24 protein-coding genes are annotated in these 25,690 nt (G+C 65.2%); 9 read left to right on the forward strand and 15 right to left on the reverse strand.

Translation table 11 applies throughout. From position 1 onward, the window contains the following. Window positions 1–104: 104 nt before the first annotated feature. Window positions 105–398 carry a hypothetical protein gene (locus Q4543_RS20495; RefSeq protein WP_303441403.1) on the reverse strand — a complete coding sequence of 98 codons (294 nt, stop codon included), beginning with the start codon at window positions 396–398 and terminating at the stop codon, window positions 105–107. Window positions 399–948: 550 nt separating this feature from the next. Here Q4543_RS20495 and Q4543_RS20500 point away from each other — a divergent pair. Both Q4543_RS20500 and Q4543_RS20505 read left to right on the forward strand, forming a co-directional pair. After that, a complete protein-coding gene (locus Q4543_RS20500; RefSeq protein WP_303441405.1) occupies window positions 949–1,332 on the forward strand; it encodes a VOC family protein in 384 nt (127 codons plus the stop codon). A gap of 64 nt (window positions 1,333–1,396) precedes the next feature. Further along, entirely contained in the window at window positions 1,397–2,245 is an 849-nt protein-coding gene (locus tag Q4543_RS20505; RefSeq protein ID WP_303441406.1) for a 2-keto-4-pentenoate hydratase, read from the forward strand. A 166-nt stretch (window positions 2,246–2,411) separates the two neighbouring features. Here Q4543_RS20505 and Q4543_RS20510 read toward each other — a convergent pair whose 3' ends face one another. The 9 genes from Q4543_RS20510 to Q4543_RS20550 form a co-directional block, all read right to left on the reverse strand. Next, the gene (locus Q4543_RS20510) at window positions 2,412–4,313 is read right to left on the reverse strand and encodes a propionyl-CoA synthetase (RefSeq protein ID WP_303441408.1); all 1,902 of its coding nucleotides are present in this window, start codon (window positions 4,311–4,313) and stop codon (window positions 2,412–2,414) included. A gap of 218 nt (window positions 4,314–4,531) precedes the next feature. Beyond that, window positions 4,532–5,926, reverse strand: coding sequence for a dihydropyrimidinase (gene hydA / locus Q4543_RS20515; protein ID WP_303441410.1), 1,395 nt, complete (start codon window positions 5,924–5,926; stop codon window positions 4,532–4,534). Between the two features lie 77 nt (window positions 5,927–6,003). Further along, entirely contained in the window at window positions 6,004–6,741 is a 738-nt protein-coding gene (locus Q4543_RS20520) for an aspartate/glutamate racemase family protein (protein ID WP_303441412.1), read from the reverse strand. After that, complete coding sequence (locus tag Q4543_RS20525; protein ID WP_303441413.1) at window positions 6,741–8,075, reverse strand: amidase; 1,335 nt, start codon at window positions 8,073–8,075, stop codon at window positions 6,741–6,743. Before Q4543_RS20525 ends, Q4543_RS20520 begins: the two co-directional genes overlap by 1 nt. Continuing rightward, the gene (locus Q4543_RS20530) at window positions 8,072–8,968 is read right to left on the reverse strand and encodes a polysaccharide deacetylase family protein (protein WP_303441415.1); all 897 of its coding nucleotides are present in this window, start codon (window positions 8,966–8,968) and stop codon (window positions 8,072–8,074) included. The genes Q4543_RS20525 and Q4543_RS20530 overlap by 4 nt, the downstream gene beginning before the upstream one ends. After that, on the reverse strand, window positions 8,965–9,765 hold the full coding sequence (locus Q4543_RS20535) for an ABC transporter permease (protein ID WP_216005628.1): 801 nt from the start codon (window positions 9,763–9,765) through the stop codon (window positions 8,965–8,967). The genes Q4543_RS20530 and Q4543_RS20535 overlap by 4 nt, the downstream gene beginning before the upstream one ends. Continuing rightward, window positions 9,762–10,580 carry an ABC transporter permease gene (locus Q4543_RS20540; protein ID WP_303441418.1) on the reverse strand — a complete coding sequence of 273 codons (819 nt, stop codon included), beginning with the start codon at window positions 10,578–10,580 and terminating at the stop codon, window positions 9,762–9,764. The genes Q4543_RS20535 and Q4543_RS20540 overlap by 4 nt, the downstream gene beginning before the upstream one ends. Next, window positions 10,577–11,659, reverse strand: coding sequence for an ABC transporter ATP-binding protein (locus Q4543_RS20545; protein WP_303441420.1), 1,083 nt, complete (start codon window positions 11,657–11,659; stop codon window positions 10,577–10,579). Before Q4543_RS20545 ends, Q4543_RS20540 begins: the two co-directional genes overlap by 4 nt. A gap of 5 nt (window positions 11,660–11,664) precedes the next feature. Continuing rightward, entirely contained in the window at window positions 11,665–12,702 is a 1,038-nt protein-coding gene (locus Q4543_RS20550; RefSeq protein WP_303441422.1) for an extracellular solute-binding protein, read from the reverse strand. A gap of 215 nt (window positions 12,703–12,917) precedes the next feature. Here Q4543_RS20550 and Q4543_RS20555 point away from each other — a divergent pair, with 215 nt between their 5' ends. Continuing rightward, entirely contained in the window at window positions 12,918–14,228 is a 1,311-nt protein-coding gene (locus Q4543_RS20555; protein WP_303441424.1) for an amidohydrolase family protein, read from the forward strand. On the opposite strand, the gene Q4543_RS20560 is transcribed toward Q4543_RS20555, so the two are convergent. The 3 genes from Q4543_RS20560 to Q4543_RS20570 form a co-directional block, all read right to left on the reverse strand. Further along, window positions 14,225–14,917 (reverse strand): GntR family transcriptional regulator, encoded by a 693-nt coding sequence (locus tag Q4543_RS20560; RefSeq protein WP_303441426.1) that lies wholly within the window; start codon window positions 14,915–14,917, stop codon window positions 14,225–14,227. The two genes, Q4543_RS20555 and Q4543_RS20560, sit on opposite strands and share 4 nt — an antisense overlap. A 102-nt stretch (window positions 14,918–15,019) precedes the next feature. Next, window positions 15,020–17,299, reverse strand: a complete 2,280-nt coding sequence (locus Q4543_RS20565; protein ID WP_216005633.1) for an NADP-dependent malic enzyme — start codon at window positions 17,297–17,299, stop codon at window positions 15,020–15,022. Between the two features lie 108 nt (window positions 17,300–17,407). Then, entirely contained in the window at window positions 17,408–17,611 is a 204-nt protein-coding gene (locus tag Q4543_RS20570) for a DUF3072 domain-containing protein (protein ID WP_216005634.1), read from the reverse strand. 167 nt (window positions 17,612–17,778) lie between these two features. Here Q4543_RS20570 and Q4543_RS20575 point away from each other — a divergent pair, with 167 nt between their 5' ends. The 4 genes from Q4543_RS20575 (at window position 17,779) to Q4543_RS20590 (ending at window position 21,267) form a co-directional block, all read left to right on the forward strand. After that, complete coding sequence (locus Q4543_RS20575) at window positions 17,779–18,699, forward strand: manganese-dependent inorganic pyrophosphatase (RefSeq protein WP_303441429.1); 921 nt, start codon at window positions 17,779–17,781, stop codon at window positions 18,697–18,699. A 141-nt stretch (window positions 18,700–18,840) separates the two neighbouring features. Beyond that, entirely contained in the window at window positions 18,841–19,707 is an 867-nt protein-coding gene (locus tag Q4543_RS20580; protein WP_303441431.1) for an aldose 1-epimerase family protein, read from the forward strand. Window positions 19,708–19,776: 69 nt separating this feature from the next. Then, window positions 19,777–20,649 carry a TIGR01459 family HAD-type hydrolase gene (locus Q4543_RS20585; protein WP_303441433.1) on the forward strand — a complete coding sequence of 291 codons (873 nt, stop codon included), beginning with the start codon at window positions 19,777–19,779 and terminating at the stop codon, window positions 20,647–20,649. A gap of 174 nt (window positions 20,650–20,823) precedes the next feature. Then, entirely contained in the window at window positions 20,824–21,267 is a 444-nt protein-coding gene (locus tag Q4543_RS20590) for a MaoC family dehydratase (RefSeq protein WP_303441435.1), read from the forward strand. Window positions 21,268–21,353: 86 nt separating this feature from the next. Here Q4543_RS20590 and Q4543_RS20595 read toward each other — a convergent pair whose 3' ends face one another. Further along, window positions 21,354–22,394, reverse strand: coding sequence for an FAD-binding oxidoreductase (locus Q4543_RS20595; RefSeq protein WP_303441437.1), 1,041 nt, complete (start codon window positions 22,392–22,394; stop codon window positions 21,354–21,356). Between the two features lie 47 nt (window positions 22,395–22,441). Here Q4543_RS20595 and mnmD point away from each other — a divergent pair, with 47 nt between their 5' ends. Then, window positions 22,442–23,110: a tRNA (5-methylaminomethyl-2-thiouridine)(34)-methyltransferase MnmD gene (mnmD, locus tag Q4543_RS20600; RefSeq protein ID WP_303441439.1), complete on the forward strand. Its 669-nt coding sequence runs from the start codon at window positions 22,442–22,444 to the stop codon at window positions 23,108–23,110. Beyond that, a complete protein-coding gene (locus Q4543_RS20605; RefSeq protein ID WP_303441441.1) occupies window positions 23,107–23,982 on the forward strand; it encodes a DMT family transporter in 876 nt (291 codons plus the stop codon). The genes mnmD and Q4543_RS20605 overlap by 4 nt, the downstream gene beginning before the upstream one ends. Here the strand turns inward: Q4543_RS20605 and Q4543_RS20610 are convergent. Continuing rightward, on the reverse strand, window positions 23,979–25,427 hold the full coding sequence (locus Q4543_RS20610) for a TrkH family potassium uptake protein (protein ID WP_303441443.1): 1,449 nt from the start codon (window positions 25,425–25,427) through the stop codon (window positions 23,979–23,981). The two genes, Q4543_RS20605 and Q4543_RS20610, sit on opposite strands and share 4 nt — an antisense overlap. Window positions 25,428–25,690 lie beyond the last annotated feature (263 nt).

The following is a 25,690-nucleotide window of genomic DNA, read 5'->3' on the forward strand; positions in this document are numbered from 1 at the left end:
TCAACCAACCCGATCAGCAGGTGCAACGAGTAGCTTAAATCACGCCAGATCCTGTCCAAGAGATCGGGAGCAGCTCAATCATCAGATCAACGGGTATAGCCTATTTACCCCGGCTCTTCGAAACGCTGTAGGGTTTCGTCGCCACGAAGGTGTGCTGTTAGCCAATGCTTCTCGCCCTCGAACACGTAGGCATCAGGCCAGTCACCGTCCAAGGACAGCCCGACCTCGCGATTATCCGCATCAATCAGGCCAATGACGGATGCTTTGCCCAAATCAAACCCGACGCGAGGCTTGGCTTCTACGACAAAGACCGTGAACGGCTCGCACTCGGCACCCCCCGAGACGCGTAAGAAGTACAGAGTATCCCCCGGCAGCAGTGGGTTGATAATTTTTGGCATTGCCCTGCTTTCCAATCCGTATTCTCGCGCTAGCCCGGCATTTCAGCTTGGGCTGAATAGCGTCATATTCTGCCAGAGAGTTGTAGCGTTTGCCCTCGGCCCACCCAAGCTCCCCCCCTACGCCAAATGCGAATAGAAAAATCTAACGTCGGGCCGCCCTACTCGCCCGCAGCCGGTGCAACTAAACCGCTCCAGCACCTCGGCGCGCAGCGTCAGACCGCCCTCGTCCAGCACATCGACTGGCACGTCAGCGGCCACACCATCATCAGGGATCAGGCACAGCTCGCGTTCATGGCCACACCGGCATGTCAAAGCCGCGAAGTTGCCTCGTCGAGAACGAGTTACCATTGCTGCGCACCTCAAAGCTCTAAGCTGCGCTGTCAAATTAGCCAAGTACAAGGTGCTGAATTAAAATCATTTTTTTAGAAACGTGGGCACAACCACTGCCCGTTTTACACCTGCCAGCCGCGCCCCTGCTGCCAGCGGCCCGCTTGCAGACCGCGGCTGAATCGGCCCTTACTCCCCCTGCCCGCAACCGACAGGACCCCCCATGCTGCAAGCCTTTCACCACGTCGCGATCATCTGTTCTGACTATGCCCGCAGTCGCGCTTTTTACGTCGACACGCTGGGCCTGACGATCCTCAACGAAGCGCTGCGCGAGGAGCGCCAGAGCTGGAAGCTTGACCTCGCCATTCCCGGCGGCGGGCAGATCGAGCTTTTTTCCTTTCCCGCTCCGCCGCCGCGCCCCTCGCGCCCCGAAGCGCAGGGCCTGCGCCATCTTGCCTTTACCGTGCCCGACGTCGAGGCGGCGAAACAGACGCTCGAGGCAGCGGGCGTCGCGGTCGAGCCGATCCGCATCGACGAATTCACCGGCAAGCGGTTTACGTTCTTCAACGATCCCGACGGGCTGCCGCTCGAACTCTACGAGGCGTGAGCGCGCTTGCCAGACTCGGCACGGGCTGGCAGGTTTCTCGCGCTATACGGGAGGAGAACCGATCATGTTTCGCGCCATGCTGTCCGCACTGGCCCTGACCCCGCTGGCAGGGGCCGCATCCGCAGCCTGCGCCAGCGATGACGAGATCGCGGCCTTTGTCGCCAGCTACCTGTCGCTGAGCCCCGCCAAGGCGCTTGGCATCGGCGGCGACATGCAGGATGCGCTGTGCACCCAAGCCAAGCTGGTCGCGGCGCTGACGCCCAGCCTTGGCCCGGTGGTCGGCTACAAGGCGGGGCTGACCAGCCAGCCCGCGCAGGAGCGGTTCGGGGTCAGCGCCCCGGTGCATGGGGTTTTGTACCGCGACATGCTGCTTGAAGACGGTGCCACCATCACCGCCAGCTTTGGCGCGGTGCCGATGGTCGAGGCCGATCTGCTGATGATCGTCGCGGATGAGGCCATTGCGCAGGCAACGACGCCGGAGGAGATCCTGCAACATGTCTCGGCCTTGCACCCGTTCATCGAACTGCCCGACCTGAGTGTCGCCAACGGCGAGCCGATGACCGGCGAAACGCTGACAGCGATGGGGGTCGGGCCGCGGCTTGGCGTCATGGGGGCCGACATTCCGATCACCGATGCCGCCGCGATGAGCGCCGCGCTGACCAGCATGACCGTGACCCTGCGCGCCGCCGATGGCAGCGTGCTTTCTGAAGCGCCGGGCGCGGCGGTGCTGGGCCATCCGGCCAATGCGCTACTCTGGCTGATGTCCGAAGGCATCGTGCTCAAGGCGGGCGATATCGTCAGCGTCGGCTCGTTCGGCCCGCTGATCCCGGTGGGCAAGGTCGGGGGCGGCGCGGCGTTGCAATATAGCGGGCTTCCGGGCGATCCGCAGATTTCCGTCAGCTTCTCTGATTGATCCCGGACCCGGCGGATTGCCCAATGGCAAGGCACCGCCCTGCCCCTTGCCGGCACTGCCGAACGAGGCGACATCCGCGCCCGCTGGTCGCATCGCCTTGCAGGCTCATCGCGCCGCGTCGCATCAAGGCACAGGCGCCGCCCCCGCAAGGGCGGCGCGTTTCGCGTCAGGCCGGAACCGTGGTGGCGTAGCCAAGCGCTTTGAGCGCCACCTCGATCTCGTCGAGGATCGCCGGGTCGTCGATGGTCGCGGGCATCTTGTAGGCCTCGCCATCGGCAATCTTGACCATGGTCGCGCGCAGGATCTTGCCCGAGCGGGTCTTGGGCAGGCGATCTACCACCGCCACCAGCTTGAACGCCGCAACCGGGCCGATCTTGTCGCGCACCAGCTTGACGCATTCGCGGCAGACCTCGGCGCTGTCGCGTTCCACCGCCGAGCTGAGGCAGATGAAGCCCAGCGGCATCTGCCCCTTGAGCGCATCCGACACCCCGATCACCGCGCATTCCGCGACATCGGGATGCGCAGCCAGCACCTCTTCCATGGCACCGGTCGACAGGCGGTGGCCCGCCACGTTGATGACGTCATCGGTGCGGGACATGATGTAGAGATAGCCGTCCTCGTCGGTCAGCCCCGCATCGCCGGTCTCGTAATAGCCGGGAAAGGTCGTCAGGTAGGATTTGCGGAACCGGTCCTCGGCCTGCCACAGCGTTTGCAGGGTGCCCGGCGGCAGCGGCAGCTTGATGGCGATGGCCCCCAGCGTGCCGGGCGCCACCTCGTGCCCGCCCTCGTCAAGGATACGCACATCATAGCCCGGCATGGCCACCGACGGGCTGCCCAGCTTGATCGGCAATTCCTCGATGCCCAGCGGGTTGGCGGCGATGCCCCAGCCGGTTTCGGTCTGCCACCAATGGTCGATCACCGGCACGCCAAGGTGCTTTTGCGCCCATTCGATGGTGCTTGGATCGGCGCGCTCTCCGGCAAGAAACAGCGCCTGAAGATCGTGCAGCTTGTAGCGGCGGATGTATTCGCCGTCGGGGTCCGCCCGCCGGATCGCCCGCAGCGCGGTTGGCGCGGTGAAAAAGGATTTCACCCGGTGGTTCTGGATAATCCGCCAGAACACCCCCGCATGCGGCGTGCCGATCGGCTTGCCTTCGAACACGATGGTCTGCGCGCCGACGATCAGCGGGCCGTAGCAGATATAGGAATGCCCCACGACCCAGCCAACATCCGACGCGGCCCAGAACCGATCCCCCGCCTCGATGTTGTAGATGTTCTTCATCGACCATTGCAGGGCCACCAGATGCCCGGCGGTAGAGCGCACCACGCCCTTGGGCTGGCCGGTGGTGCCCGAGGTATACAGGATATAGGCCGGATGGTTGCCTTCGACCGGTACGCATTCGGCGGGCTTCACACCGTATTGAAAGCCATGCCAGCTGAAATCGCGGCCCGGGATCAGCTTGGCGACCTCTTGTTCGCGCTGAAAGATGACACAGAATTCCGGCTTGTGGCGCGCCAGTTCGATGGCGTTGTCGAGCAGCGGCTTGTAATGCACCACCCGCCCCGGCTCGAGCCCGCAGCTCGCCGCGATGATCGCCTTGGGGGTGCAATCGTCGATCCGCACCGCAAGCTCATTTGCGGCAAAACCGCCGAACACCACCGAATGCACCGCACCAATGCGCGCGCAGGCCAGCATCGCCTCAAGCGCTTCGGGGATCATCGGCATGTAGATGATCACCCGGTCGCCCTTTTCGACGCCGCGCATGCGCAGCGCCCCGGCAAGGCTGGCGACCCGGTCGCGCAATTCGGCGTAGGTCAGCCCCTTGGAGGCATGGGTGATCGGGCTTTCATGCATGATGGCAATCTCGTCGCCGCGCCCGGCCTCGACATGGCGGTCCACCGCGTTCCAGCAGGTGTTGACCATGCCGTCCGAGAACCATTCATACATGTTCTCGCCCTTGTCAAAGAGCGCCTTTGATGGCGGTTTGGCCCAGTCGATGGCCGTGGCTGCCTCCATCCAGAACCCTTCGGGATCGGCCTTCCAGGCCGCGTACACGTCCTTGTAACCCATGCGTAACATCCTCCTCTCACCTCTGACCAAAGGTGGTAGGGATCGCTTTCCGCTGAGGCAAGTATGTTACCGGAAACCCTGCGCAGATTTCGCGAAGTTTTGCGAACTAAGCTGAAAACCGCCGTGCAAATTTTGCAAAGCCCCCAGAGTTTCGCAGATCGCAGTGCCCCTGAGGCGTGTTTTGCATAACTGCAAAGTCGCGTCCTGCAAAGACGGCCCTAGCGCGACACGTCCGGAGCGCCGCGCGCGACATGACCCCCCGGCGCCGAGTCGACGGGCGCGCCATCCTGCACCACCGTCTGCCCGCGCAGGATGGTGCGCACCGGCCAGCCGGTCACCTCGAAACCTTCCCATGGCGTGTAATCGGCGCCGTGGTGCAGGATGTCCTGCGTGATGGTGCGCTTTGCCTCGGGGTCCCAGAGCACGATGTCGGCGTCCTTGCCGATGGCGATGGCGCCCTTGTCTTTCAGCCCGTAGATGCGGGCATGGTTGGTGGCCGTCAGCGCGGCAAAGGCGGTCAGCGAGAGCCGCCCCTTGCGCACCCCTTCGGAGAACAGGATCGGCAGGCGGGTTTCCACGCCGGGAATGCCATTGGGGATATTGCGGAACGAGGCGCGCGCCCCCGGCGCATCCTTGCCCGCCGGATCGGCAAAGCGGAACGGGCAGTGATCCGACGAGAACACATCGAAGGCGCCCTGCTCCAGCCCGGCCCAGATCGCCGCCTGTTCGGCGGTGTCGCGCGGCGGCGGCGAGCACACCCATTTGGCGCCATCAAAGCCCGCGCGGTCGAGATCATCCGCCGTCAGCGTCAGGTATTGCGGACAGGTTTCCGCCAGCACCTGCACGCCCCGCGCCTTGGCCCGCTGGATCTCGTCCAGCGCCGCGCCGTTCGACACATGCACGATCATCACCGGCACGCCCGCGACCTCGGCCAGCGTGGTGGCGCGGTGCGTCGCCTCGCGCTCGACCGGCACGGGGCGGGTGCGGGCGTGATGCACGGGCGCGGTGTCGCCCGACCGCTCGGCCTTGTCGCGCAGAAATTCGATGGCGTCCTCGTTTTCGGCATGCACCATGGTCAGCGCGCCCTGCTCGCGCGCCACATCCATCACTTGCAGGATCTCGGCATCGCTCAGCCGCATCCCCTGATAGGTCATGAACACCTTGAAACTGGTCAACCCCTGCGCGATCAGCGCCGGCAGATCCTGCCCAAGTGTCACCGGATCGGTGGATGTGACGATCAGGTGGAACGACACATCGGTCAGGCAGTTGCCCTTGGCCTTGGCGTGGTAGGCAGCCACCGCCTCGCGCAGGGTCTGGCCCGCCTCGGGCAGGCAGAAGGGCATCACCGTGGTGTTGCCCCCACAGGCCGCGGAGCGCGTGGCAGAGGCGAAATCATCAGCCATCTCGATGCCGGGGCCAGAGGGTTGCGCGATGTGCACATGGCTGTCGATGCCGCCGGGCATGGCGATCAGCGCGGCGGCGTCGATCACCTCGGCGCCTTCGAGCCCGGCGCCGAGCGTCACGATCTTGCCGCCACTGATGCCAATGTCGCAATCGCTCACCACGCCAGGGCAAACCACGCGGGCGCCGGTGATCACAAGGTCATGCATCATGTCGTTCATTCCTCGAAACTTTGGCCTCAAAACTTTAGTCGGTGTCGTGCGCGCGCCATACCCGCCTTGTGCGGCAGTCAGTCCAGCGCGATCACCTGCGCCAGCGCCGGGGCCAGCCCAACCGACGCCTTGCCCACAGGGCGCGCGGCCCGGCGCTGACCGCTGGTGCGCAGCCCGGCCAGCGCCATCGCCTGCACCGTCGCCGCCGCGATCGGGTCCAGCACCACCGCCGGGATCTCGGGCGCGATCTCGGGTGCAAGCCCTGCCAGCGGCGCGCCGCCAAGGATCACCACATCGGCCCCGTCGCATTGCGCCGCATCGCGCGCCAGCGCCACCAGCGCATCGCGTCGCGCATGGCGCGAGGCCAGAACATCGGGATCATGCGTCGCGGGCGTGCGCACCCCGGTAAAGCGCGCCGACAACCCGGTCTGCGCCACGCTGTCGCTGTACCAGCGGCGCATCACCGGCGAGAAGGTCACGATGGAAAACCGCTCGCCCAGCATCGCCGCCGACAGGATCGCCGCTTCGGCCATGCCGATGACCGGCACATCGAAGATTTCGCGCGCGGCGACCAGCCCCGGATCGCCAAAGGCCGCGAGGATCACCGCGTCGATACCGCTGAGGTTTTCCGCGATCATCTCCAGCGCAATGGCCCCGGCGATCTGCGCCTCGGCCCGCGAGGCGATATAGGGAAAGCCGCGCGGGGCGGTCAGGGCAACGATCTCGGCGCGGTCCCCCGCCACCTGACGGGCGACGCCCGCCATGCTCTCGGTCAGCGAGACGGTCATGTTGGGATTGATCAGCAGCAGGCGCATCAGCCCTGCCCCCCAAGGATGGTCTCGATCCGCGCCGCCAGCGCCAAAAGCGCGGCATCCTGCCCTTTGGCGGCGATGATCTGGAGGCCCAGCGGCATGCCCTCACTGTCGACCCCGCAGGGCACCGAGATCGCCGGGCAGCCGGCGTGGTTGAGCTGCGAGGTAAAGGCGGCGTGGTCGCGCCCGCCGCAGGGCTTGCCGGCGATGGTCGCGGGCGCGCTCAGCTCGACCGGCCATGCCGCGCAGGAGGTGGTGGGCGTGATCATCGCGGCGTAGCCTGTCAGGAAATTGCTCATGATCTCGCGAATGCGCTGGCTGGCATGATGGGCGCGCGCCACATCCGGCCCGCTCAGCGCCAGCCCGGAGTCGATCTGCGCCCCGAGGTCGGGATCGAAGAGCTCTGGCTCGGCCTGCCAGCGCGCGCCAAACAGTGCCGCAAGCCCCGCGTGCTGCAAGGGCATGACCGACGCACCGTTCAGCCCCTTCCAGTCGGGCGCATCGGGGTGCAGCGTCAGCCCAGCGCCGCTGAGCGCCGCAATACTGGCGTCAAAATTCGCCGCCACATCCGGGTCCAGCACCTGCCCCAGCCCGAAATCGGCGGCAAAGGCGATGGGGCCGTCCAGCGGCGCGGCCTCGGGCAGCCCGCTCAGCACGGACATCATCAGCGCCACGTCGCCGACGTTGCGCGCAATCGGTGCCAGCACTGAAATGCCATAGACCGGCTCGTCGAAGCCCGGACCGTAGGGCACCAGATCCTGCGTCGGCTTGAGCCCGACAAGACCGGTATGCGCCGGGGGGCGGCGCGACGATCCACCCGCATCGGTGCCCAGCGCCAGAGGCGCCATGCCGGCCGCCACCGCCGCCACCGGCCCGCCAGACGAGCCCCCCGCCGTGCGGGCAAGGTTCACCGGATTGCGTGTCATGCCGTATAGCGGCGTGTTGGTAGACCCCTTGCAGGCAAATTCCGAACAGGTGCCGATGCCAAGGATCACCGCCCCCGCCCCCCGCAGCAGCGCCACCGCCTGCGCGTCCTTCGGCGCGATGAAGCCTTCGAACAGCTTCGAGCCTTGGGTGATCGGCAGCCCTCCGACCCAGATGTTGTCCTTGATGACCACCGGCACACCGGCCAATGGCAGCGTCTCGCCCGCTGCAAGCCGCGCGGCCACCGCGTCTGCCTCGACCTCAAGCGCCGGGTTGATCAGCGTCAGCGCGTTCAGCGCCGGGTTCAGCGCCTCGGCGCGGGCGCGCGCGGCGGCGGCGGCGTCGCGCGGGGTGATCTGCCCTTCGGTGATCGCCTGCGCCAGCGCCTGCGCGCTCAGATCCATGGGGTTCATATGCTGTGTTCCTTTGCCCAATGCGCGGCGATGTCGCGGCGCGGGGCGATCCAGACGCCCTTGTGCGCGGCGATATGCGCCAGCACCTCCTCCAGCCCGGCAATCCGGCCGGGCCTCCCGATCAGCCGCAGATGCAGCCCGATCGACATCATTCGCGCCGCCTCGGCGCCTTCGGCATAAAGCCGGTCGAACGCCCCGATCACGTAATCGGAAAAATCCCGCGCCTGCACAAAGCCACCGCCGGGCGAAAAGCGCATGTCGTTGGTATCGAACGCATAGGGCAGGATGACATGCGTGCCCTGCATCCGCGGGATGTCATCATCATAGGCATCGCTGTCATAGAGGAAATCGCCCCGTTCAAGCAGCAGGTTGCGGGTATTGACCGAGGCCGAAGAGCGCGTGTGCCAACCCACCGGCGCAATGCCGGTGGCGGCAGTAATCGCGGCATGAGTGCGCTCGATGATCGACGCCTCATGCGCGCGGTCCATGTTGGCGTGACGCTCCCACAGCCAGCCATGGCACGACACCTCATGCCCGCGCGCCACCGCATCGGCCAGCAGCCAAGGCGCGCGTTCGGCCACCCGCCCGCAGGTGCTGAAGGTTGCGCGCGCGCCCACCTTGCCCAGCGCCCGCACGATGCGGGCATAGCCCTGCCGCGTGCCATAAGCGAAATGGCTTTCCATGCACAGATCGGGCACATGTTCGACCTCTTCGCGGATCTCGTAGACGGATTCATTGCGCGGATCGCCATCGCCGATGGCATATTCCGCCCCCTCTTCGACATTGACCACGAAGGACACCGCCAGCCGCGCCCCGTCCGGCCAGCAGGGCGCCGGTTCGGCACCATGATAGCCCCGGAAATCGCGGCGGTCCGGATCGTTCGGCGCACTCATCCCTGAATCATCCGGTTCAGGCCCACGGTGCGCGCGCCAAACGCCAGCACGATCACCGCCAGCAGGATCAACCCCGAGGACATCGCCGCCAGCGACGGGTCGGGCTGCTCTTCGAGATATTGCAGCATCTTGATCGGCAGCGTCTTGTTGCGCGCATCGGTCAGGAAGATCGAGATCGGGTAATTGTCCATCGATGCCAGGAAGGCGAACAGCCCCGAGGTCAGATAGGCGGGCGCAAGGCTGGGCACCAGCACCTTGAGGATCGCCTTGGGATAGCTCAGCCCCAATGTGCGCGCCGCGTCGATCAGCGAGAAATCAAACGCCGACATCGACGCCAGCAGCGTGCGCATGACAAAGGGCAGCGTGATGACGATATGGCCCAGCAGCAGCGACCAATAGGCGTCGCGCAGGCCGATCTCGCGGAAGAACTGCAACAGCGCCACGCCCACCACCAGCCCCGGCATCATCAGCGGCGAGACGGCAAAGGTGGCAATTGCCTCGCGCCCCCGGAAATCGCCGCGGCTCACCGCCACGCAGGCCAGCGTGCCCAGCACCAGCGCCAGCGCCGTCGATACCAGCGCGATGTTCAGCGACATCGTCACCGCATCCCACAGCCCCGAGCGCTCGCCCAGCGAGCGATACCAGCGCAGCGACCATTCGGGGGGTGGCAGCGTATAGACCGGCGAGTCGCTGAACGACACCACCACGGTGATCACGATGGGCAGCATCAGGAAGGCGACGCAGCCCAGCGCCACGACCCAGCTGAGGGCGCGGAAAATCTCGTCGGTGCGGGTCATTGGCGGGCTCCTAGACGGCGGGCAGCGATGCTCGACAGCACGACCACGGCCACTGCGATGGCCAGAAGCACCGCCGAGATGGTCGAGCCCAGCGGCTCGTTGCGCAGATACAGGAAGGACCGGGCGATCAGCATCGACATGGTCTGCTGGCGCTCGCCCACGATCAGTGACGGGATGACATACATCGACACCGCCAGCGAAAAGGTAAAGGCAGAGCCGGCAACCACCCCCGGCAGGGTCAGCGGCAGCGTGACGTTGAAGAACCGGAACATCGGGGTCGCGCCAAGGCTGGCGGCGGCCTCGGGCAGGCGCGCGTCAAGCTGGCGCACCACCGCATAGATCGGCAACACCATGAACGGCAGGAACACATTCGCCGCCCCCACCACCAGCGCGGTTTCGGTGAACAGCATCCGCACCGGGCGTTCGATCAGCCCCAACCATTGCAGCGCGTCGTTCAGCGCCCCATTGGCGCGGAACAGGATCGACCAGGCAAAGGCCTTGACCACCACGCCCAGCGACATCGGCAGCACCATCGCCACCAGATAGACCGTCAGCCACGGCCCCTTGGCGCGGCTCATGGCAAAGGCGGTGGGATAGGCGATGACCAGTGCCAGCAGCGTGGTCAGCGCCGCCACCCGCAGGGTGCGCCATATCACCCGCATGTTGTGCTCATCCGCGAAAAAGCTGCGGTATTCGGCCAGCGACAGCCCGTCTGCGGTGCTGACCGACTTGGCCAGCAGCATCAGCAGCGGCAACGCGTAGACGATGGCCAGAAACCCCAGCGCGGGCACCGCCAGCAGCGTGATCCGGTTCATGCCCCGCCCCCGTAGACCAGCGTATCGCCCACCGCCCAGCCAAGGGTCACACTTTCGCCCCGGCTCAGGCCCGTGCGGATGCCGGGCAGCTCGCACAGGATCCGGTCGCCGTCCTCGGCGCGGCCATGAAGCACAGTCTTGGAGCCCAGCACCATGGCATCCTCAAGCGTGATGCTCAGCGCGTTTTCCCCGGCGCCAAGCGAGATCAGCTCGGGGCGCACACCGATTTGCGCGGCGCTGCCGATGGGCAGATCGCCCGGCGCCGACAGCGTGCCATAGGCGGTGCTCAACGTCAGAATGCCGTCCTGAACGGCGCTGACCTTGCCGCTGATCCGGGTCGACAAGCCGACAAAATCCATCACGAAGGGCGAGTCAGGCCGCGCATATAGCGTGGAAGGATCGGCGAATTGTTCGATCCTGCCAGCGTTCATCACCGCGATGCGGTCGGACACGCCCATCGCCTCTTCCTGATCGTGGGTGACAAAGATCGCGGTGATACCACGGTCGCGCAGCAGGGTCTTCAGCTCGACCTGCATGGTCTCGCGCAGCTTGCGATCCAGCGCCGAGAACGGTTCGTCGAGCAGCAGAAGATCGGGCTGCACCACCAGCGCCCGCGCCACCGCGACGCGCTGCTGCTGCCCGCCCGACAGCGCGCTGATCGGGCGATCGGCAAAGCTGTCCATGCGCACCAGCGCCAGCGCCTCAAGCACCGGGCCATCGATCTGCGCTTTGGGCGTGCCGCGCGCCCGTAGCCCGAAGGCGACGTTTTCCGCCACCGTCAGATGCGGGAACAGCGCATAGTTCTGAAACACCACCGACACGTTGCGCCGGTGCGCCGGAAGGCGGCTGATGTCACGCCCGCCCAGCACCACCGCACCGTCATCCGCATCCATCAACCCGGCGATGATGCGCAGCAAGGTGGTCTTGCCGCAGCCCGAGGGACCGAGCAGAGACACAAGCTCTCCCCGCTCCACCCGGAAATCCATGCCGGACATGACACGGGTGCTTCGAAAGGATTTTCCAACCCCGACCACGTCGAGATAGCGTCTGTCCGCCGCCACCGGTGCCCTGTCCAGCATCGCAATCACAGCGCCATCAGCTTGTCGAAGCGCTCGATCCAGTCGCGGCGGTTGGCGGCGACGAAGGCCCAGTCAGGGCTGTAGATCTGCACGCCATCGGGGATGACCGCACCGGCCGTGACGGTGGTGTTCGCCGGCACCGAGCTGGCGAAATCGGCGATCTCGGCCTGCATCTTGGCGCCCAGCATCTCGTTGACATAGGCGGCGGCAAGCTCGGGGTTCGGCCCGCCCTTCACGAGGCAGATACCCGATGGCATGGCAAAGATGCCTTCCTTGGGCGCGGCCAGATCGACCGGCACACCTTCGGCCTTGCGCGGCAGCGTGTAGCTGGAGAAATTGCCCGCCAGCATGGAGATCTCGCCCTGCTCCAGCAGGTTGAACGCCTGGCTCATGGTCGAATAGACCGACAGCAGGTTGGGCTTGAGCTCTTCGAGCTTGGCGAAAGCGGCGTCGATCTCGTATTGCGCTTCGGAGAACGACTTGCCCGAACCTAGCATCGCCGCCACGAACATCGTCCACATGCCTTCGGTGTTCTGCAGCGACGGGATGATCACCTGCCCGGCGGATTCGGGGGCCCAGAGCGCCTCCCAGCTGGGCACACCATCGGCGAAATCGGTGTTATAGGCGACCCCGGCCCAAGGCTGCACATAGTTGCACCACATGCCCTCCATATGCACCGCATCGGGGCGCAGATCGGCGCGGTTGGGCACCGCCTCTTCGGAGATCGGGGTCAGCAGGTCGGCCTCGACCGCCTGAATCATCACCGGGTCATCCATCTGGACAACCGACAGGTAGGGCGCATCCTTGTTCGACGCCATCTTCTCGAGGTTGACCGAAGACTTGGTGCCTTCGAACAGGATATCGGCGCCGATGGCCGCTTTCATATGGGGGATGACGATCGCTTCCATCCACGCGGTGTGCGATCCGGCGCAGCCGATCACCAGCTCGGAGGATTGCGCGCGCAGCAGCGCCGGGGTGGCAAGCGTGCCCGCGGCCGCGAGGGCCGAGGTCTTGAGCAAGGAGCGTCTTGTGAAGGTGGTCATGATCGGGGTCTCTCCGTCGGTTTGAGGGGCCATTTCGCCCCGGGGGAAGACCGGTTCTGATGCCGGCTCGAAATGGAATGCCATTTGACTTAGGCGGGAAACCCGCACAGGTTTCGATAGAAACGGGCCTGAATCTCCTGATTTTCTTGAACTGACCAAGTTTTAGGCAGACTTTCGACCACCCTGCCAATCGACTGACCGAAAGGAAAACCAAAATGGCATCCCATTTTAAAAACGTCACCCTGCTGACCCCCGATTCGGGGATGCAGAAGGGCATCGACCTTGCCATCGACGACGCCGGCACCATCACCGCCATCGGCGCGGCCCTGCCCCCAACCCCCGGCGCAGAGCAGATCGACGCGCGCGGCGCGCTCTGCCTGCCGGGGCTGGTCAACACCCACAACCATTCGCCGCTGATGATCGTGCGCGGCATGATCGAGGATGTCAGCTTTGCCCCCGCCTACACCCCCGGCGTGCCGCAGGGGCACTGGCTGTCGGACGAAGAAACCCTCGCCCTCGCCCGGCTCGGCGTGATGGAGATGCTCTGCGCCGGGGCCACCACCATCGTCGATTACTACCGCTGCCCCGAGGCGCTGGCGCAGGCCGCGGCGGAGTTCGGGCTACGGGCGCAGATCGGCGGTCGGGTGATGGACATGGACAGCGCCGCCCTGTCCGAGGGGCGCTTTGTGCGCGACGATGCCCTTGGCGAGGCGACGCTGGGCGCGGCGCTGGCGGTGCAGGAGAAGTGGGACGGCAAGGGCCGGATCACGACCATCCTTGCGCCGCATGCGCCCGACAGCTGCTCGCGCCAGATGTTCGAAACCATGCGCGATCTCGCGGCAAAAAGCGGCAAGCAGGTGCACACCCATCTGAGCCAGTCGCAGATGGAGGTCGACCAGATCCGCGCCCGCGAAGGCCTGACCCCGACGGAATTCCTCGACGATCTCGGGCTGTTGTCGCCGGATCTGATCGCGGCGCATTGTATATTCATGTCCGACAGCGACATCGCGCGGTTCGGCAAGGCGGGGGCGGTGGTGGCCCATGCGCCCATCGGCAATGCCAGCTTTGGCGCGGCGGCCCCGATCAAGGCGCTGCAGGGCGCGGGCGCGACCATTACGCTATGCACCGACACCAAATCCGCCGACATGTTCGAGGCGATGCGCATGGCGCTGGCCACGGCGCGCTGGCGGGCGGGCATGTCGTTCGATTTCGACGCGGCCACGGTATTTGACTGGGCGACGCGCGGCGGCGCGGCGGCGCTGCGCGGCCATGGCGCCACCGGGATGCTGCGCGTTGGCGATCCGGCAGACCTTGTGCTGCTTGATGCAGACGCGCCCAACCTGCGCCCGCAGATCGACGGGGCTGGCCTTCTGGCGCATTCCGCCAGCGCTGGAAATGTCACCGACGTAATGGTGGGCGGTGACTGGCTGGTGCGCGGCCGCCGCCCCACCCGCGCCGACATGTCCGAGGTGGTGCAGACCGCGCAGACGGTCTGCGACCGGCTCTGGCAGCGCGCGCGGGGCTAGTCGCTATCCAGCATCGCGGCGAGGCTATCGCCGGTGTGCAACAGGTGCTGCCGCCAGACCAGCGCGGCGGCACCGGCATCGCGGGCGCGCAGCGCCTGCATCAGCGCCTCGTGCTCCTGCACCGATTGCGCCAGCCGCTCAGGGCTGTGGATCGCCATGAACCGCCCCTGCCGCGCCCGCGCCATCAACCGCCCGCGCGCATCCTGCACGATGGGATTGCCGCAGCTTTCGACAATGAATTCATGGATTTCGCTGTTGGTGTCGAAGTAATCGGCGTGGCTGCCGACCTTGTGATAGGTCAGCATCCGCGCGTGCATGTCTTCAAGATCGTCCAGCTGCGCCGGGGTGATCACCACCGCCAACCGCTCGGCGGCAAGGCTTTCCAGCGCGGCGATGACGTCGAACAGGCGCAGCGCGTCTTCGGCGGTGCAGCGCAGCACCTGCGCGCCGCGATTGCGCGAAATCTCGATCAGCCCATCCTGATGCAGCAGCTTGAGCGCCTCGCGCACCGGGGTGCGCGACAGTTCCAGCTCGGCCGAGATGCGCCGTTCCACCAGACGCGATCCGGGCGCATAGGTGCCCTTGACGATGCGCTCGCGCAGCACATCGGCCACCCATTGCGCAATCGCCGTCGGAGAGTCTGCGGCAGGCGGCGGATCGTCTGGAAGATCGGTCAGGCTGTGGCTCACGCGGGGCTCGTTTCACGTCAAGGGATATGGCATCCCATTTTGCCCAGAGCGCGCGCCATTGCAAGCCCGCGCCTTCGCTTGGGGCGAAGGCGCGCTGCCGGGTCAGCCGTAGCTGGCAACCGGCGTTCCGGCGATCGCGGCCATGTTCAGCAAACCGCGCGGGGTGATCGAGGGCGTCACGATATGCGCCCGGTTGCCCAGCCCCATCAGGATCGGCCCGACCTCGAGCCCTCCGGCCTTGAGACGCAGGATGTTGCGCACCCCCGAAGCCGCATCGGCCTGCGCAAAGATCAGCACATTGGCCGCGCCCTGCAGCCGGTTGCCCGGCATCAGACGCTCGCGCAGCTCGGGGTCGAGCGCGCTGTCGACGTGCATTTCGCCCTCGTAGTTGAAATCGCGCGCCTTGCTGTCAAGAATATCAAGCGCGGCGCGCATCCGCGGGCCGGTGCCGTCAAGCTGGTTGCCAAATTGCGAGCGCGAACACAGCGCCACCTTGGGCAGAATGCCAAAGCGACGCACATGCCGGGCCGCGCCAATGGTGGTCGCGGCGATCTGTTCGGGGGTCGGTTCTGTCCAAACCTGAGTATCGGCAAGGAACAGCGGCCCGTCTTCGAGGATCATCAGCGACAGCGCGCCTTGCGGCTCAAAGCCCCTGCCCCCGAGAACCTGCGTGATATAGTTGAGATGCCAGCGATATTCACCGAAGGTGCCGCAGATCATGCTGTCGGCCTCGCCGCGGTGCACCATGATCGCCGCGATGGCGGTGGTGTTGGTGCGCAAGATGGCGCGGGCCAGATCCGGGGTCACGCCCTGACGCGCCATCAGCTTGTGATAGCTTTCCCAATACACCCGGTAGCGCGGATCGTCGTTGGGATTCACCACATGGAAATCGCGTCCGGGGCGGATTTCCAGCCCCATGCGCTCGCAGCGCGCTTCCAGCACCTCGGGGCGACCGATGAGGATCGGCTGTTCGGTGGTTTCTTCAAGGATCGCTTGCGCCGTGCGCAGCACGCGCTCATCCTCGCCCTCGGCGAAGACGATCTTGCGGCTGGCGGTGCGGGCGGCTTCAAAGACCGGGCGCATCAGCAGCGCCGATTTGAACACGCTCTGATTGAGCTTTTCTTTGTAAGCCTTGAGATCCTCAAGCGGGCGCGTCGCCACGCCCGATTCCATCGCCGCCTTGGCCACGGCAGAGGACACCACCGAGGACAGGCGCGGATCGAACGGCTTGGGGATCAGGTAGTCGGCCCCGAAGGTCAGCGCCTCGCCATGATAGGCCGCGGCGGCCTCGGCGCTGGTCGTGGCGCGGGCCAGCGCCGCGATACCGTCGACACAGGCAATCGACATCGCATCGTTGATCTCGGTCGCGCCCACATCAAGCGCGCCGCGGAAGATGAACGGAAAGCACAGCACGTTGTTGACCTGGTTCGGGAAATCCGAACGGCCGGTGGCAATGATCGCATCCGGAGCCACCTTGCGCACAAGGTCGGGCATGATCTCGGGCGTCGGGTTGGCAAGGGCAAAGATGATCGGCTTGGCCGTCATGCGCGCCACCTGCTCGGGCTTCAGGACACCCGGCCCCGACAGGCCAAGGAACAGGTCGGCGCCGTCGATCACATCGTCGAGCGTGCGCTTGTCGCTGGCCTGCGCATAGCAGGCCTTTTGCGGGTTCATGTCTTCGGCGCGGCCCTCGTAAACAAGGCCATGGATGTCGCACAACCAGACGTTCTCGCGCTTGACGCCCAGCTTGAGCAGCATGTTGAGACAGGCGATGCCAGCAGCGCCGCCGCCGGTCGAGACGATCTTGATGTCTTCGAATTTCTTGCCCGCCACGTGCAGCGCATTGGTCGCGGCGGCGCCGACGACGATGGCCGTGCCGTGCTGGTCATCGTGGAACACCGGGATGTTCATCCGCTCGCGGCAGATCTTTTCGACGATGAAACAGTCGGGGGCTTTGATGTCTTCAAGGTTGATCGCGCCGAAGGTCGGTTCCAACGCACAGACGATCTCGGCCAGCTTTTCAGGATCGCTTTGGTCGAGCTCGATGTCGAAACAGTCGATATCGGCGAATTTCTTGAAGAGCACGGCCTTGCCCTCCATCACCGGCTTGGAAGCCAGCGGGCCGATATTGCCAAGCCCCAGAACCGCGGTGCCATTGGACACCACAGCCACAAGGTTGCCGCGCGCGGTGTAGCGGGCCGCATTGGCCGGATCGGCCTTGATCTCAAGACAGGCCTCGGCAACGCCGGGGCTGTAGGCCCGGCTGAGGTCACGGCCGTTGGCAAGCGGCTTCGTGGCGCGGATCTCGAGTTTTCCGGGCTTCGGATTCTCATGATAGAACAGCGCCGCCTGGCGCAGCGATTCCTGGGTCGTATCGGACATCTGGGGCCCTCTCCCGAGTTAGTTCAAGGTTGAACAATTCGTTAGAGGCCGCATAGCAGCTAGGGCTACACCCGTCCAGTAGGACGCATCAGGCGCCGCCGGGGGCTGTCAGTAGACCACCGCTTCAAGCAATTCTATACGCTGGCCTGCCTGTTGCACGGTCAGGTGTTCGGGAACCGGCTCGCCGGCGCGCTCGGACAACTCGCGCAGGCGTTCTTCCTGCGTGGCGCTCATCGGCTCGCGCGGATCGGGGGGCACATCCAGCGCGGCATCAAGCTTGTCGAGGGTGGAAACGTCTGTCTGCATGGTCATCTGATCATATCCTTTGTTTGGATTATGAACGCGGGGCACCGGCCAAGGGTTCCCTGCGTCACATGCGCCAGCCCGCCCCCGGGCCGCATTTCCGTGGGTGACAAGGCGCCGGGGCACCGCTACAACGCCCGCGAATTCATGTGACGCACCTTTGAAGGAGCCATTCGATGACCACCCTGGTTTTCGGCCACAAGTCCCCCGACACCGACAGCACCGGCAGCCCGATCATCTGGGCCTGGTATCTGAATGAAGTGAAAGGCGTTGCTGCCAAGCCCGCGCTGCTGGGCGAGCCCAACACCGAAGCGGCCTTCATGCTGCAGCACTGGGGCCTCGAAAAGCCCGAGATCATCTCGGATGTGAGCGAAGGCCAGCCGGTCGTCATCGTCGACACCAACAACCCCGCAGAGCTGCCCGCCTCGATCAACGCGGCGGATATTCAAGCGATCATCGACCATCACAAGCTGGTCGGCGGGCTGGAAACCAAGGGCCCGATCGACATTACCGTGCGCCCGCTGGCCTGCACCGCAACCATCATGGTCGACCTGATGGGCAAGGACATCGCCCAGATGCCCAAGGCCATCAAGGGTGCGGCGCTGACCTGCATCCTGTCCGACACGCTGGAATTCCGCTCGCCCACCACGACGTCGCATGACCGGTCCGTGGCTGAAACGCTGGCCTCGGATCTTGGCATCGACATCGCCGAGTTCGCCGCGCAGATGTTTGCCGCCAAGTCGGACGTGTCGGGCTTCTCGGATGCCGAGCTGATCCGCATGGACAGCAAGGAATACGCTGTCGACGGCACCAAGTTCCGCGTCTCGGTGCTGGAAACCACCGCGCCCGAGATTCCGCTGGATCGCAAGGCATCGCTGATGGAAAGCTTCAAGACCGTTGCCGCCGAAGATGGCGTCGACGAGGTGCTGCTGTTCGTGGTCGATATCCTGCGCGAAGAGGCAACGCTGCTGGTGCCCAACGCGCTGGTCAAGACCGTGGCCGAAAAGAGCTTTGGCGCAACGGTTGAGGGCGACACCGTGGTGCTTCCCGGCATCATGAGCCGCAAGAAGCAGATCATCCCGAACCTCAAGCTCTGAGCGCGGCGGCTTGATGTCTGCGTGACATCTCGCCCTTTGGCAAATTCACAAAGGCGTCCCTGCGGGGGCGCCTTTTTTCTCGCGCGGCACTGGTGGTTCAGGCCCGGCCTTGCCAAGTTGCGCAAAACCGCAGGAGATTCCATGACCGATCGTGTCCGCCTTCAAAACGACGTCCTAGAGGTTGCCATCGCAGCGCAGGGCGCCGAGCTTCGCAGCCTGCAGGCACAGGGGCGCGAATTGCTCTGGCAGGGGGATCCGGCGTGGTGGCCCGCAACGGCGCCGATCCTGTTCCCGATCATCGGGCTTGCCCCCGATAACAAGGTCGCCTTCGGCGACGACGTCTTCGAGATGTCCAAGCACGGGTTCGCGCGCGACAACCGGTTCAGCGTCGAACAACAGACGGCGACCACCTGCCGCCACGTGCTGCGCGACAACGACGCCACCCGCGCCTGCTTTCCCTTCGGCTTCGAACTAGCGGTGATCCACAGCCTTGATGGATCGACGCTGCGACAGGCCGCCGAGATCACCAACACCGACACAAGGGCGATGCCGTTTGGGTTTGGCTTTCACCCGGCCTTTGCGCTGCCGCAGCCCGGCGGCGGCGCAGACACCATCATCACGCTGGACAATGGCGCAGAGCCTCCGCTGGCGCGGCTTGCCTCTGACGGGCTGCTGGCGGCAGAGCGCCACCCCTCGCCCTTTGACGCCGGACGGCTGACCATCACCCCGGAGCTTTTTGTCGAAGATGCGCTGATCTTCCCCGAAGGCGCGGGGACCGGCCTGACATGGAGCTCGACGAGCGGCCCGGAGCTGCGCTTTGGATTCGAGAACCTGCCCAATCTGGCGATCTGGCAGAAGGTCGGCGCGCCCTTCCTGTGCATCGAGCCATGGCATGGCACCGCCGCGCGCCACGGCGGCACCGCGCAAATGACCGACAGGCCTTACACGCTGACGCTGGCCCCCGGCGAGACGGTGCGTTTTGCATGGCAGGTCACGGTGCTGGGCTGAAGCTCTGGCCAAGGCGCGGCGCAGGCTCTAGGTAGGCGTGACCCCCAAGCCAGAGAAGGCCTAGCCGCAATGAGCCAGATTATCGACTCGCTCTCCGAGATTTCCGACCGCTACGAGGCGATGTTCGTCGATCTCTGGGGCTGCGTGCACAATGGCATGACCGCCTATCCCGAAGCCGTCGACGCGCTGCGGGCCTATCGCAAGCGCGGCGGTCTGGTGGTGCTGGTCACCAATTCGCCGCGCCCGCGCACCGAGGTGATGAAGCAGCTCGAAGGCTTCGATGTGCCAGAAGATAGCTGGGACAATATCGCCACCTCGGGCGACAGCGCCCGTTCGGCGATGCTCAGGGGCGCCGTGGGCGACAAGGTTTGGTTTGTCGGCACGCAGGACGAATTGCCGTTCTTTGAGCCGATGAAGATGATCGACAACCCCGTGCAGATCACCCGCGTGCCGCTTGAGGATGCAGTTGGCATCGTCTGCACCGGGGCGTTCGACGCCAGCCAGCATCCCGACGTTTTGCGCCCTCAGCTTCTTTATGCCAAGCAAAAGGGGCTGAAGCTGCTCTGTGCCAACCCCGATGTCATCGTCGACCGGGGCGAGACGCGCGAGTGGTGCGCCGGGGCCATCGCCGAGCTTTACACCGAAATGGGCGGCGAGAGCCTGTATTTCGGCAAGCCCTTCGCGCCGATCTACGATCTGGCCCGCAGCCGGCTGGCCGAGATCGCCCCCGACATTCCCGACAGTGCCATTTTGGCGATCGGGGACGGGGTAAAGACGGATATTCAGGGCGCGCTTGGCGAGGATCTTGATTCGCTGTTCATCTCGGGCGGGCTGGCCGCGGCTGAAACCGGCACCGTGCGGCAACCCGATCCCGCGGCGCTTGAACGGTATCTGGCCGAGCAGAACGTCAGCCCGACCTATTCCATCGGCTTCCTGCGCTGATCTGAAACACACTGACCCTGCTGAGCGCCGCCTTTCGGGGCGGCGTTTGCGTGCTGCCTTGGTCGCAACACAACAGTTGGGGCTTGATTTTCTGCGCCTGCGAAGTAATAAAGTTGCCGTATCGACGATACGAATTACATTAATATTACCGGACCATGACTCATGGAGGCAGAAATGCTCGACAATTTCCCGCGCGGAACCATCTGCATCGAGGATATCGAGATGGGCATGTCGCGCCACCTGCGAAAGGTGGTGACGGATCGTGACATCGAGCTGTTTGCCGAGGTGTCGACCGATCGCAACCCGGTGCATCTTGACGAATCCTATGCGCAGGATACGATCTTTCACGGGCGCATTGCGCATGGCATGCTGACGGCCGGGTTGATCTCGGCGGTGATTGGCGAGCAATTGCCCGGGCACGGTACAGTTTATCTGGGCCAGACCTTGAAGTTCATCGCGCCGGTGCGGCCCGGCGACAGGGTGACGGCCACAGTCACCGTGATCGACATCGACCATTCCAAGCGGCGCGTGACGCTGGCGTGCGACTGCACCGTCGATGGCAAGAAAGTGCTGGTCGGCGAGGCCAAGGTGCTTGCCCCGTCGCGCAAGTTCGACTGAGCCTTGCGCCTTGCCGCGAGGCTGGATGCCTCCGGCGGGGATATTTGCGGCCAGAAGAAACCGGGGGCAGTTTTCCGGCGGCGGCGTCAGAGCGAGTCGGTGACGCGGAAGCCGTCGGGAATGATGTCTTTGTCGTTGAGCAGAAGCTCGGTCATGATCTGTGCCACTTTCGGAGCCATGCCAAAGCCGATCTTGAAGCCGCCATTGGCGATGTAATGGCCGGGGCGGTCAGGCCAGTGGCCCAGCATCGGGGCGCGGCTTTTGGCACGGGGGCGCACCCCGGCCCAGTGTTCGACAATTTCGGCCCCGTGCAGCAGGGGCAGCGCCGCGAGTGCGCGCTGGTGCAGATCGTCGCATTGCGCATCGCATTCGGAAGGGTCTGTGAAATCGCGTTCAGAGGTCGAGCCAATCGCTACCGTGCCGTCGTGATGCGGCACGATGTGCAGCCCGTTGGCGAAGATCTGCGGCACCTCTCCGCTGGCGTGGCGCAGCAGCAGAGACTGGCCTTTGACGCCTGATCCCACGGGCTTTCCCAGCGTTTCCGACAGCTTTAGAAGGCCTTGCCAGCCGGTGGCGTGCAGGATGCGGCCCTGTTCGGGGGCATCGCGGCTGACCTGTACCCCGCGCACTGCCAGCGCCGCGACCAGCGCCGCCGCCGCGCGGCGCGGCGACATGCGGGCCGACAGCGTGTCGCGGATCAGCCAGCCGCTGGGGGTGACCGGGGCCCATGGGCCTGCCGCCTCGGCGCGGATAACCTCCCATATGGCGTGGTGCTGCCAGAGCTGGCGAGCGCTTTCGGCGCGGGCGTGGGCCAGCGCCAGCGCGCGCTCGTCGGCGATGGGTTGCAGGCGACCCGATCGGGCGTAATCAGCAGACACGCCGCCCGTGGTCTCGACATCGGCCCAGAAGTCCTGTGCCATCAGCAGGCTGTCGAGCTGGATCTGCTTCTTGGCGTTCCAGTTTTCCGGCACATGCGGGGCAAGCGCGCCGACCAGCCCGCCGGACGATCCGGCGCCCGGGCCAAACGGGTCGATCACCTGCACCCGCGCCCCGGCCTGCACGCAGGCCCAGGCGATCGACAGGCCAAAGATCCCGGCCCCGCGCACGGTCACGTCGATGCTTGTCATTGTCTGGCCCCTTCTGCATGGTCGCGCCAGTTCTAGGACAGAGTATCATGACGAACCAGCCCGAGACGCTATCATGGCGTGACGGAGAGGTGCCGGTGTCGCATCGCTTCGACGACCCCTATTTTTCGCTTGATGACGGGTTGGCCGAAACCCGCCACACCTTTCTTGCGGGCAATCACCTGCCAGAGCGGTTCTGCGATGGGTTTCACATTGCCGAGCTGGGCTTTGGCACCGGGCTCAACCTGCTGGCGACGCTGGCACTGTGGCGGCAGAGCGGGGCGGCTGGCGTGCTGCACTTCACCACCTTTGAGGCCTTCCCGATGGCGCCGCAGGACATGATCCGCGCGCAGGCGGCTTTTGGCGAATTGTCCGGCGTGGCGCAGGAGTTGGCGCCGCATTGGGGCGCGGCGCGCATCGATCTGCCGGACCTGCGCTTTGAACTTATCGAGGGCGATGCGCGCACCACCCTGCCCGGCTGGGACGGGCGCGTCGATGCGTGGTTCCTCGACGGGTTTTCCCCCGCCAAGAACCCCGAGCTTTGGGGCGAAGCGCTGATGGCAGAGGTGGCGCGCCACATGGGTCCGGGCGCCAGCGCCGCGACCTATACCGCGGCGGGGCACGTCAGGCGCGCCTTGGAAGCGGCAGGGCTTGCGGTTGAGCGCATCCCCGGTTACGGGCGCAAAAGGCACATGACCCGAGCGGAGCGCAGCACATGACCGAACAGAACACCAAGCTTGGCATCTGGCTGATGGTGCTGACCACGTTCGTCTTTGCGGTTCAGGACGGGATTTCGCGGCATGTGTCCGGTGAATACAACGTCTACATGGTGGTGATGATCCGCTACTGGTTCTTTGCCGCTTTCGTCATGGCCGTGGCCGCACGCAAGGCCGGCGGTCTGCGCGGCGCCGTCAAGACCACGCAGCCCTTGTTGCAGATCTTTCGCGGTGTGCTGCTGGTGGCCGAGATCTGGGTGATGATCAGCGCCTTCGTGCTGCTGGGCCTCACCGAAAGCCACGCGGTGTTCACCGTCTACCCGCTGTTGATCGCCGCGCTGTCCGGGCCGATCCTTGGCGAAAAGGTTGGCTGGAAGCGCTGGTCGGCCATCGGCATCGGCTTCATCGGGGTGATCATCATCCTGCAACCCTCGGGCGGGGTGTTCTCGCCGCTGGCCGCGGTGCCGCTGCTCGCGGCGCTGATGTTCGCGCTCTACGGGTTGCTGACGCGCTACGTGGCGCGGCAAGACAGCGCGGCGACCTCGTTTTTCTGGACGGGGGTGTCCGGCGCCATCACCGCCACCGCCGTGGGCGTATTCTTCTGGGAGCCGATGAGCGGCCCGGACTGGGGCTGGATGATCGTGCTGTGCTTTACCGGGGCATTCGGGCATTTCACCCTGATCAAGGTCTATGAGGTGGCCGAAGCCTCTGCAGTGCAGCCCTTTGCCTATCTTCAGCTGGTGTTCGCCGCGACCATCGGCATGACGATGTTCGACGAGACGCTGCGCCCCAACGTGGTGATCGGCGCGACGATCATCGTTGCAGCGGGGCTGTTCACGCTGTGGCGCGAACAGCTGGCCAAGAAGAAAACCTAGGCCTGCCAGAACCTCGGGGTGAACAGCGCGAACACCGCCATCAGTTCGAGCCGCCCGGTCAGCATGGCAAAGGCGAGCATCCATTTCGCCGTATCATTGATGCCGGCGAAATTGCCCGCCGGGCCGATTTCGCTGCCAAGCCCCGGCCCGACATTGGCCAGCGCCGTCGCCGCCCCGGAAATCGAGGTGATGAAATCCAGCCCGGTCATGCCCAGCCCCACCGACAGCACCCCCAGCGACACCACGAAGAAGGCAAAGAACGCCAACACCGACGATAGCGTCTCGTCATCGACCGCCCGCCCCTGAAAGCGCGGCAAGAACACCCCGTGCGGGGCGCGGATGCGGCGCATCTGCACCCGGATCGAGGCGAACAGGATCTGATAGCGGAAGATCTTGATCGAACAGGTGGTCGAGCCGGCGCAGCCTCCGATCAGGCCGATGAAGAAGAACATCGTGATGACGAACGGGCCCCACCCCATGTAATCGACCGAGGCATAGCCAGTGCCCGAAATGATCGAAGTGATGTTGAACAGCGATTCGCGAAACGCCTGTTCCGGGTGGTGCGGAAACTGGACCATCAACGCCCCCGCCATCACGACAACCAGCACGACAATGGTCAGCAGAAAGGCGACGATCTGGCCGTCCTTCCAGAACGGGGTGTAATGGCCGTTCAGCATCTGGACATAGCGCACAAAGGGCAGCGCCGCCGAGATCATGAAGACCGACGCCACGTATTCCGCCGCCCCCGAGAAAGTGCCGAAGCTGGCGTCGTAGTTGGAAAAGCCCCCGGTCGACAGCGTGGTGAGCGCATGCACCGTCGCATCAAAGGCATTCATCCCGCACAGCATGTAGGAAATCGCGCAGGCCAGCGTCAATGCGACGTAGATGGTCGAGATCGACGAGGCGATTTCGGTGGCGCGGGGCAGGATCTTGCCCATGGTCTCGAACGCCTCGGATCGGAACACCTGCATCCCGCCCACCCGCAGCTCCGGCAGGAACACCATGGCGACCACAATGATGCCGATGCCCCCGAGCCATTGCAGGATGCCGCGCCACAGCAGCAGCCCCATGGGCAGATCGTCAAGCCCGACGAAGACCGTCGATCCGGTGGTGGTCAGGCCCGACATCGCCTCGAAATAGCTGTCAGTAAAGCTGGCCTCGGTTGCACCAAAGATAAAGGGCAGCCCGCCGAACAGCGGCAGCATCGCCCAGACGCCGACCGTGAGCAGAAAGGTCTGTTGCAGCGTCAGCCCTTCCTTGACCGCATTGGCGCAGCCAAGTGCGATCAGACCACCGATCAGAACGGTCAGCAAGCCGCATTCCAGAAAGACGTGCCATTCCCCCCGCCCTTCGGCGATATCGACGATCATGGGCAGGAACATGGTCGCGCCCAGCGTCGCAACAAGAAGGCCGATGACATAGGCGACGGGGCGGATATCGAACATGTGCGAGGGTTGGACCGTCCGTGCAGGTCTGTCAAGCCGCCGCGTTGTGCCACCGTTGCGCCCGCGCCCGAAGTGTCGCAACACTGCCGCCCGGCGTCGTCAGCCGGTCAGCAGGTCTTCGAACACATGCGGCAGGATCTGATCGCGGGTCAGCCCCATTCGGGCCAGTTGCGCATCGCTTTTCATTGGTAGTGCCCCGAGAGGTGGTGTAAGAGCGCCGACCTTCGGAGAGGTCCAAGGCTGATCAGGTCGCCACGGCGGAC

The organism is Salipiger sp. 1_MG-2023, from assembly GCF_030547555.1.
In the GTDB taxonomy this organism is placed as follows: domain Bacteria; phylum Pseudomonadota; class Alphaproteobacteria; order Rhodobacterales; family Rhodobacteraceae; genus Salipiger.

Coding starts and splice junctions, on each gene's coding strand:
- Q4543_RS20495 (WP_303441403.1), bottom strand. CDS start 398: ATGCCAAAAATTATCAACCCACTGCTGCCGGGGGATACTCTGTACTTC.
- Q4543_RS20500 (WP_303441405.1), top strand. CDS start 949: ATGCTGCAAGCCTTTCACCACGTCGCGATCATCTGTTCTGACTATGCC.
- Q4543_RS20505 (WP_303441406.1), top strand. CDS start 1,397: ATGTTTCGCGCCATGCTGTCCGCACTGGCCCTGACCCCGCTGGCAGGG.
- Q4543_RS20510 (WP_303441408.1), bottom strand. CDS start 4,313: ATGGGTTACAAGGACGTGTACGCGGCCTGGAAGGCCGATCCCGAAGGG.
- hydA (WP_303441410.1), bottom strand. CDS start 5,926: ATGATGCATGACCTTGTGATCACCGGCGCCCGCGTGGTTTGCCCTGGC.
- Q4543_RS20520 (WP_303441412.1), bottom strand. CDS start 6,741: ATGCGCCTGCTGCTGATCAATCCCAACATGACCGTCTCGCTGACCGAG.
- Q4543_RS20525 (WP_303441413.1), bottom strand. CDS start 8,075: ATGAACCCCATGGATCTGAGCGCGCAGGCGCTGGCGCAGGCGATCACC.
- Q4543_RS20530 (WP_303441415.1), bottom strand. CDS start 8,968: ATGAGTGCGCCGAACGATCCGGACCGCCGCGATTTCCGGGGCTATCAT.
- Q4543_RS20535 (WP_216005628.1), bottom strand. CDS start 9,765: ATGACCCGCACCGACGAGATTTTCCGCGCCCTCAGCTGGGTCGTGGCG.
- Q4543_RS20540 (WP_303441418.1), bottom strand. CDS start 10,580: ATGAACCGGATCACGCTGCTGGCGGTGCCCGCGCTGGGGTTTCTGGCC.
- Q4543_RS20545 (WP_303441420.1), bottom strand. CDS start 11,659: ATGCTGGACAGGGCACCGGTGGCGGCGGACAGACGCTATCTCGACGTG.
- Q4543_RS20550 (WP_303441422.1), bottom strand. CDS start 12,702: ATGACCACCTTCACAAGACGCTCCTTGCTCAAGACCTCGGCCCTCGCG.
- Q4543_RS20555 (WP_303441424.1), top strand. CDS start 12,918: ATGGCATCCCATTTTAAAAACGTCACCCTGCTGACCCCCGATTCGGGG.
- Q4543_RS20565 (WP_216005633.1), bottom strand. CDS start 17,299: ATGTCCGATACGACCCAGGAATCGCTGCGCCAGGCGGCGCTGTTCTAT.
- Q4543_RS20570 (WP_216005634.1), bottom strand. CDS start 17,611: ATGACCATGCAGACAGACGTTTCCACCCTCGACAAGCTTGATGCCGCG.
- Q4543_RS20575 (WP_303441429.1), top strand. CDS start 17,779: ATGACCACCCTGGTTTTCGGCCACAAGTCCCCCGACACCGACAGCACC.
- Q4543_RS20580 (WP_303441431.1), top strand. CDS start 18,841: ATGACCGATCGTGTCCGCCTTCAAAACGACGTCCTAGAGGTTGCCATC.
- Q4543_RS20585 (WP_303441433.1), top strand. CDS start 19,777: ATGAGCCAGATTATCGACTCGCTCTCCGAGATTTCCGACCGCTACGAG.
- Q4543_RS20590 (WP_303441435.1), top strand. CDS start 20,824: ATGCTCGACAATTTCCCGCGCGGAACCATCTGCATCGAGGATATCGAG.
- Q4543_RS20595 (WP_303441437.1), bottom strand. CDS start 22,394: ATGACAAGCATCGACGTGACCGTGCGCGGGGCCGGGATCTTTGGCCTG.
- mnmD (WP_303441439.1), top strand. CDS start 22,442: ATGACGAACCAGCCCGAGACGCTATCATGGCGTGACGGAGAGGTGCCG.
- Q4543_RS20605 (WP_303441441.1), top strand. CDS start 23,107: ATGACCGAACAGAACACCAAGCTTGGCATCTGGCTGATGGTGCTGACC.
- Q4543_RS20610 (WP_303441443.1), bottom strand. CDS start 25,427: ATGTTCGATATCCGCCCCGTCGCCTATGTCATCGGCCTTCTTGTTGCG.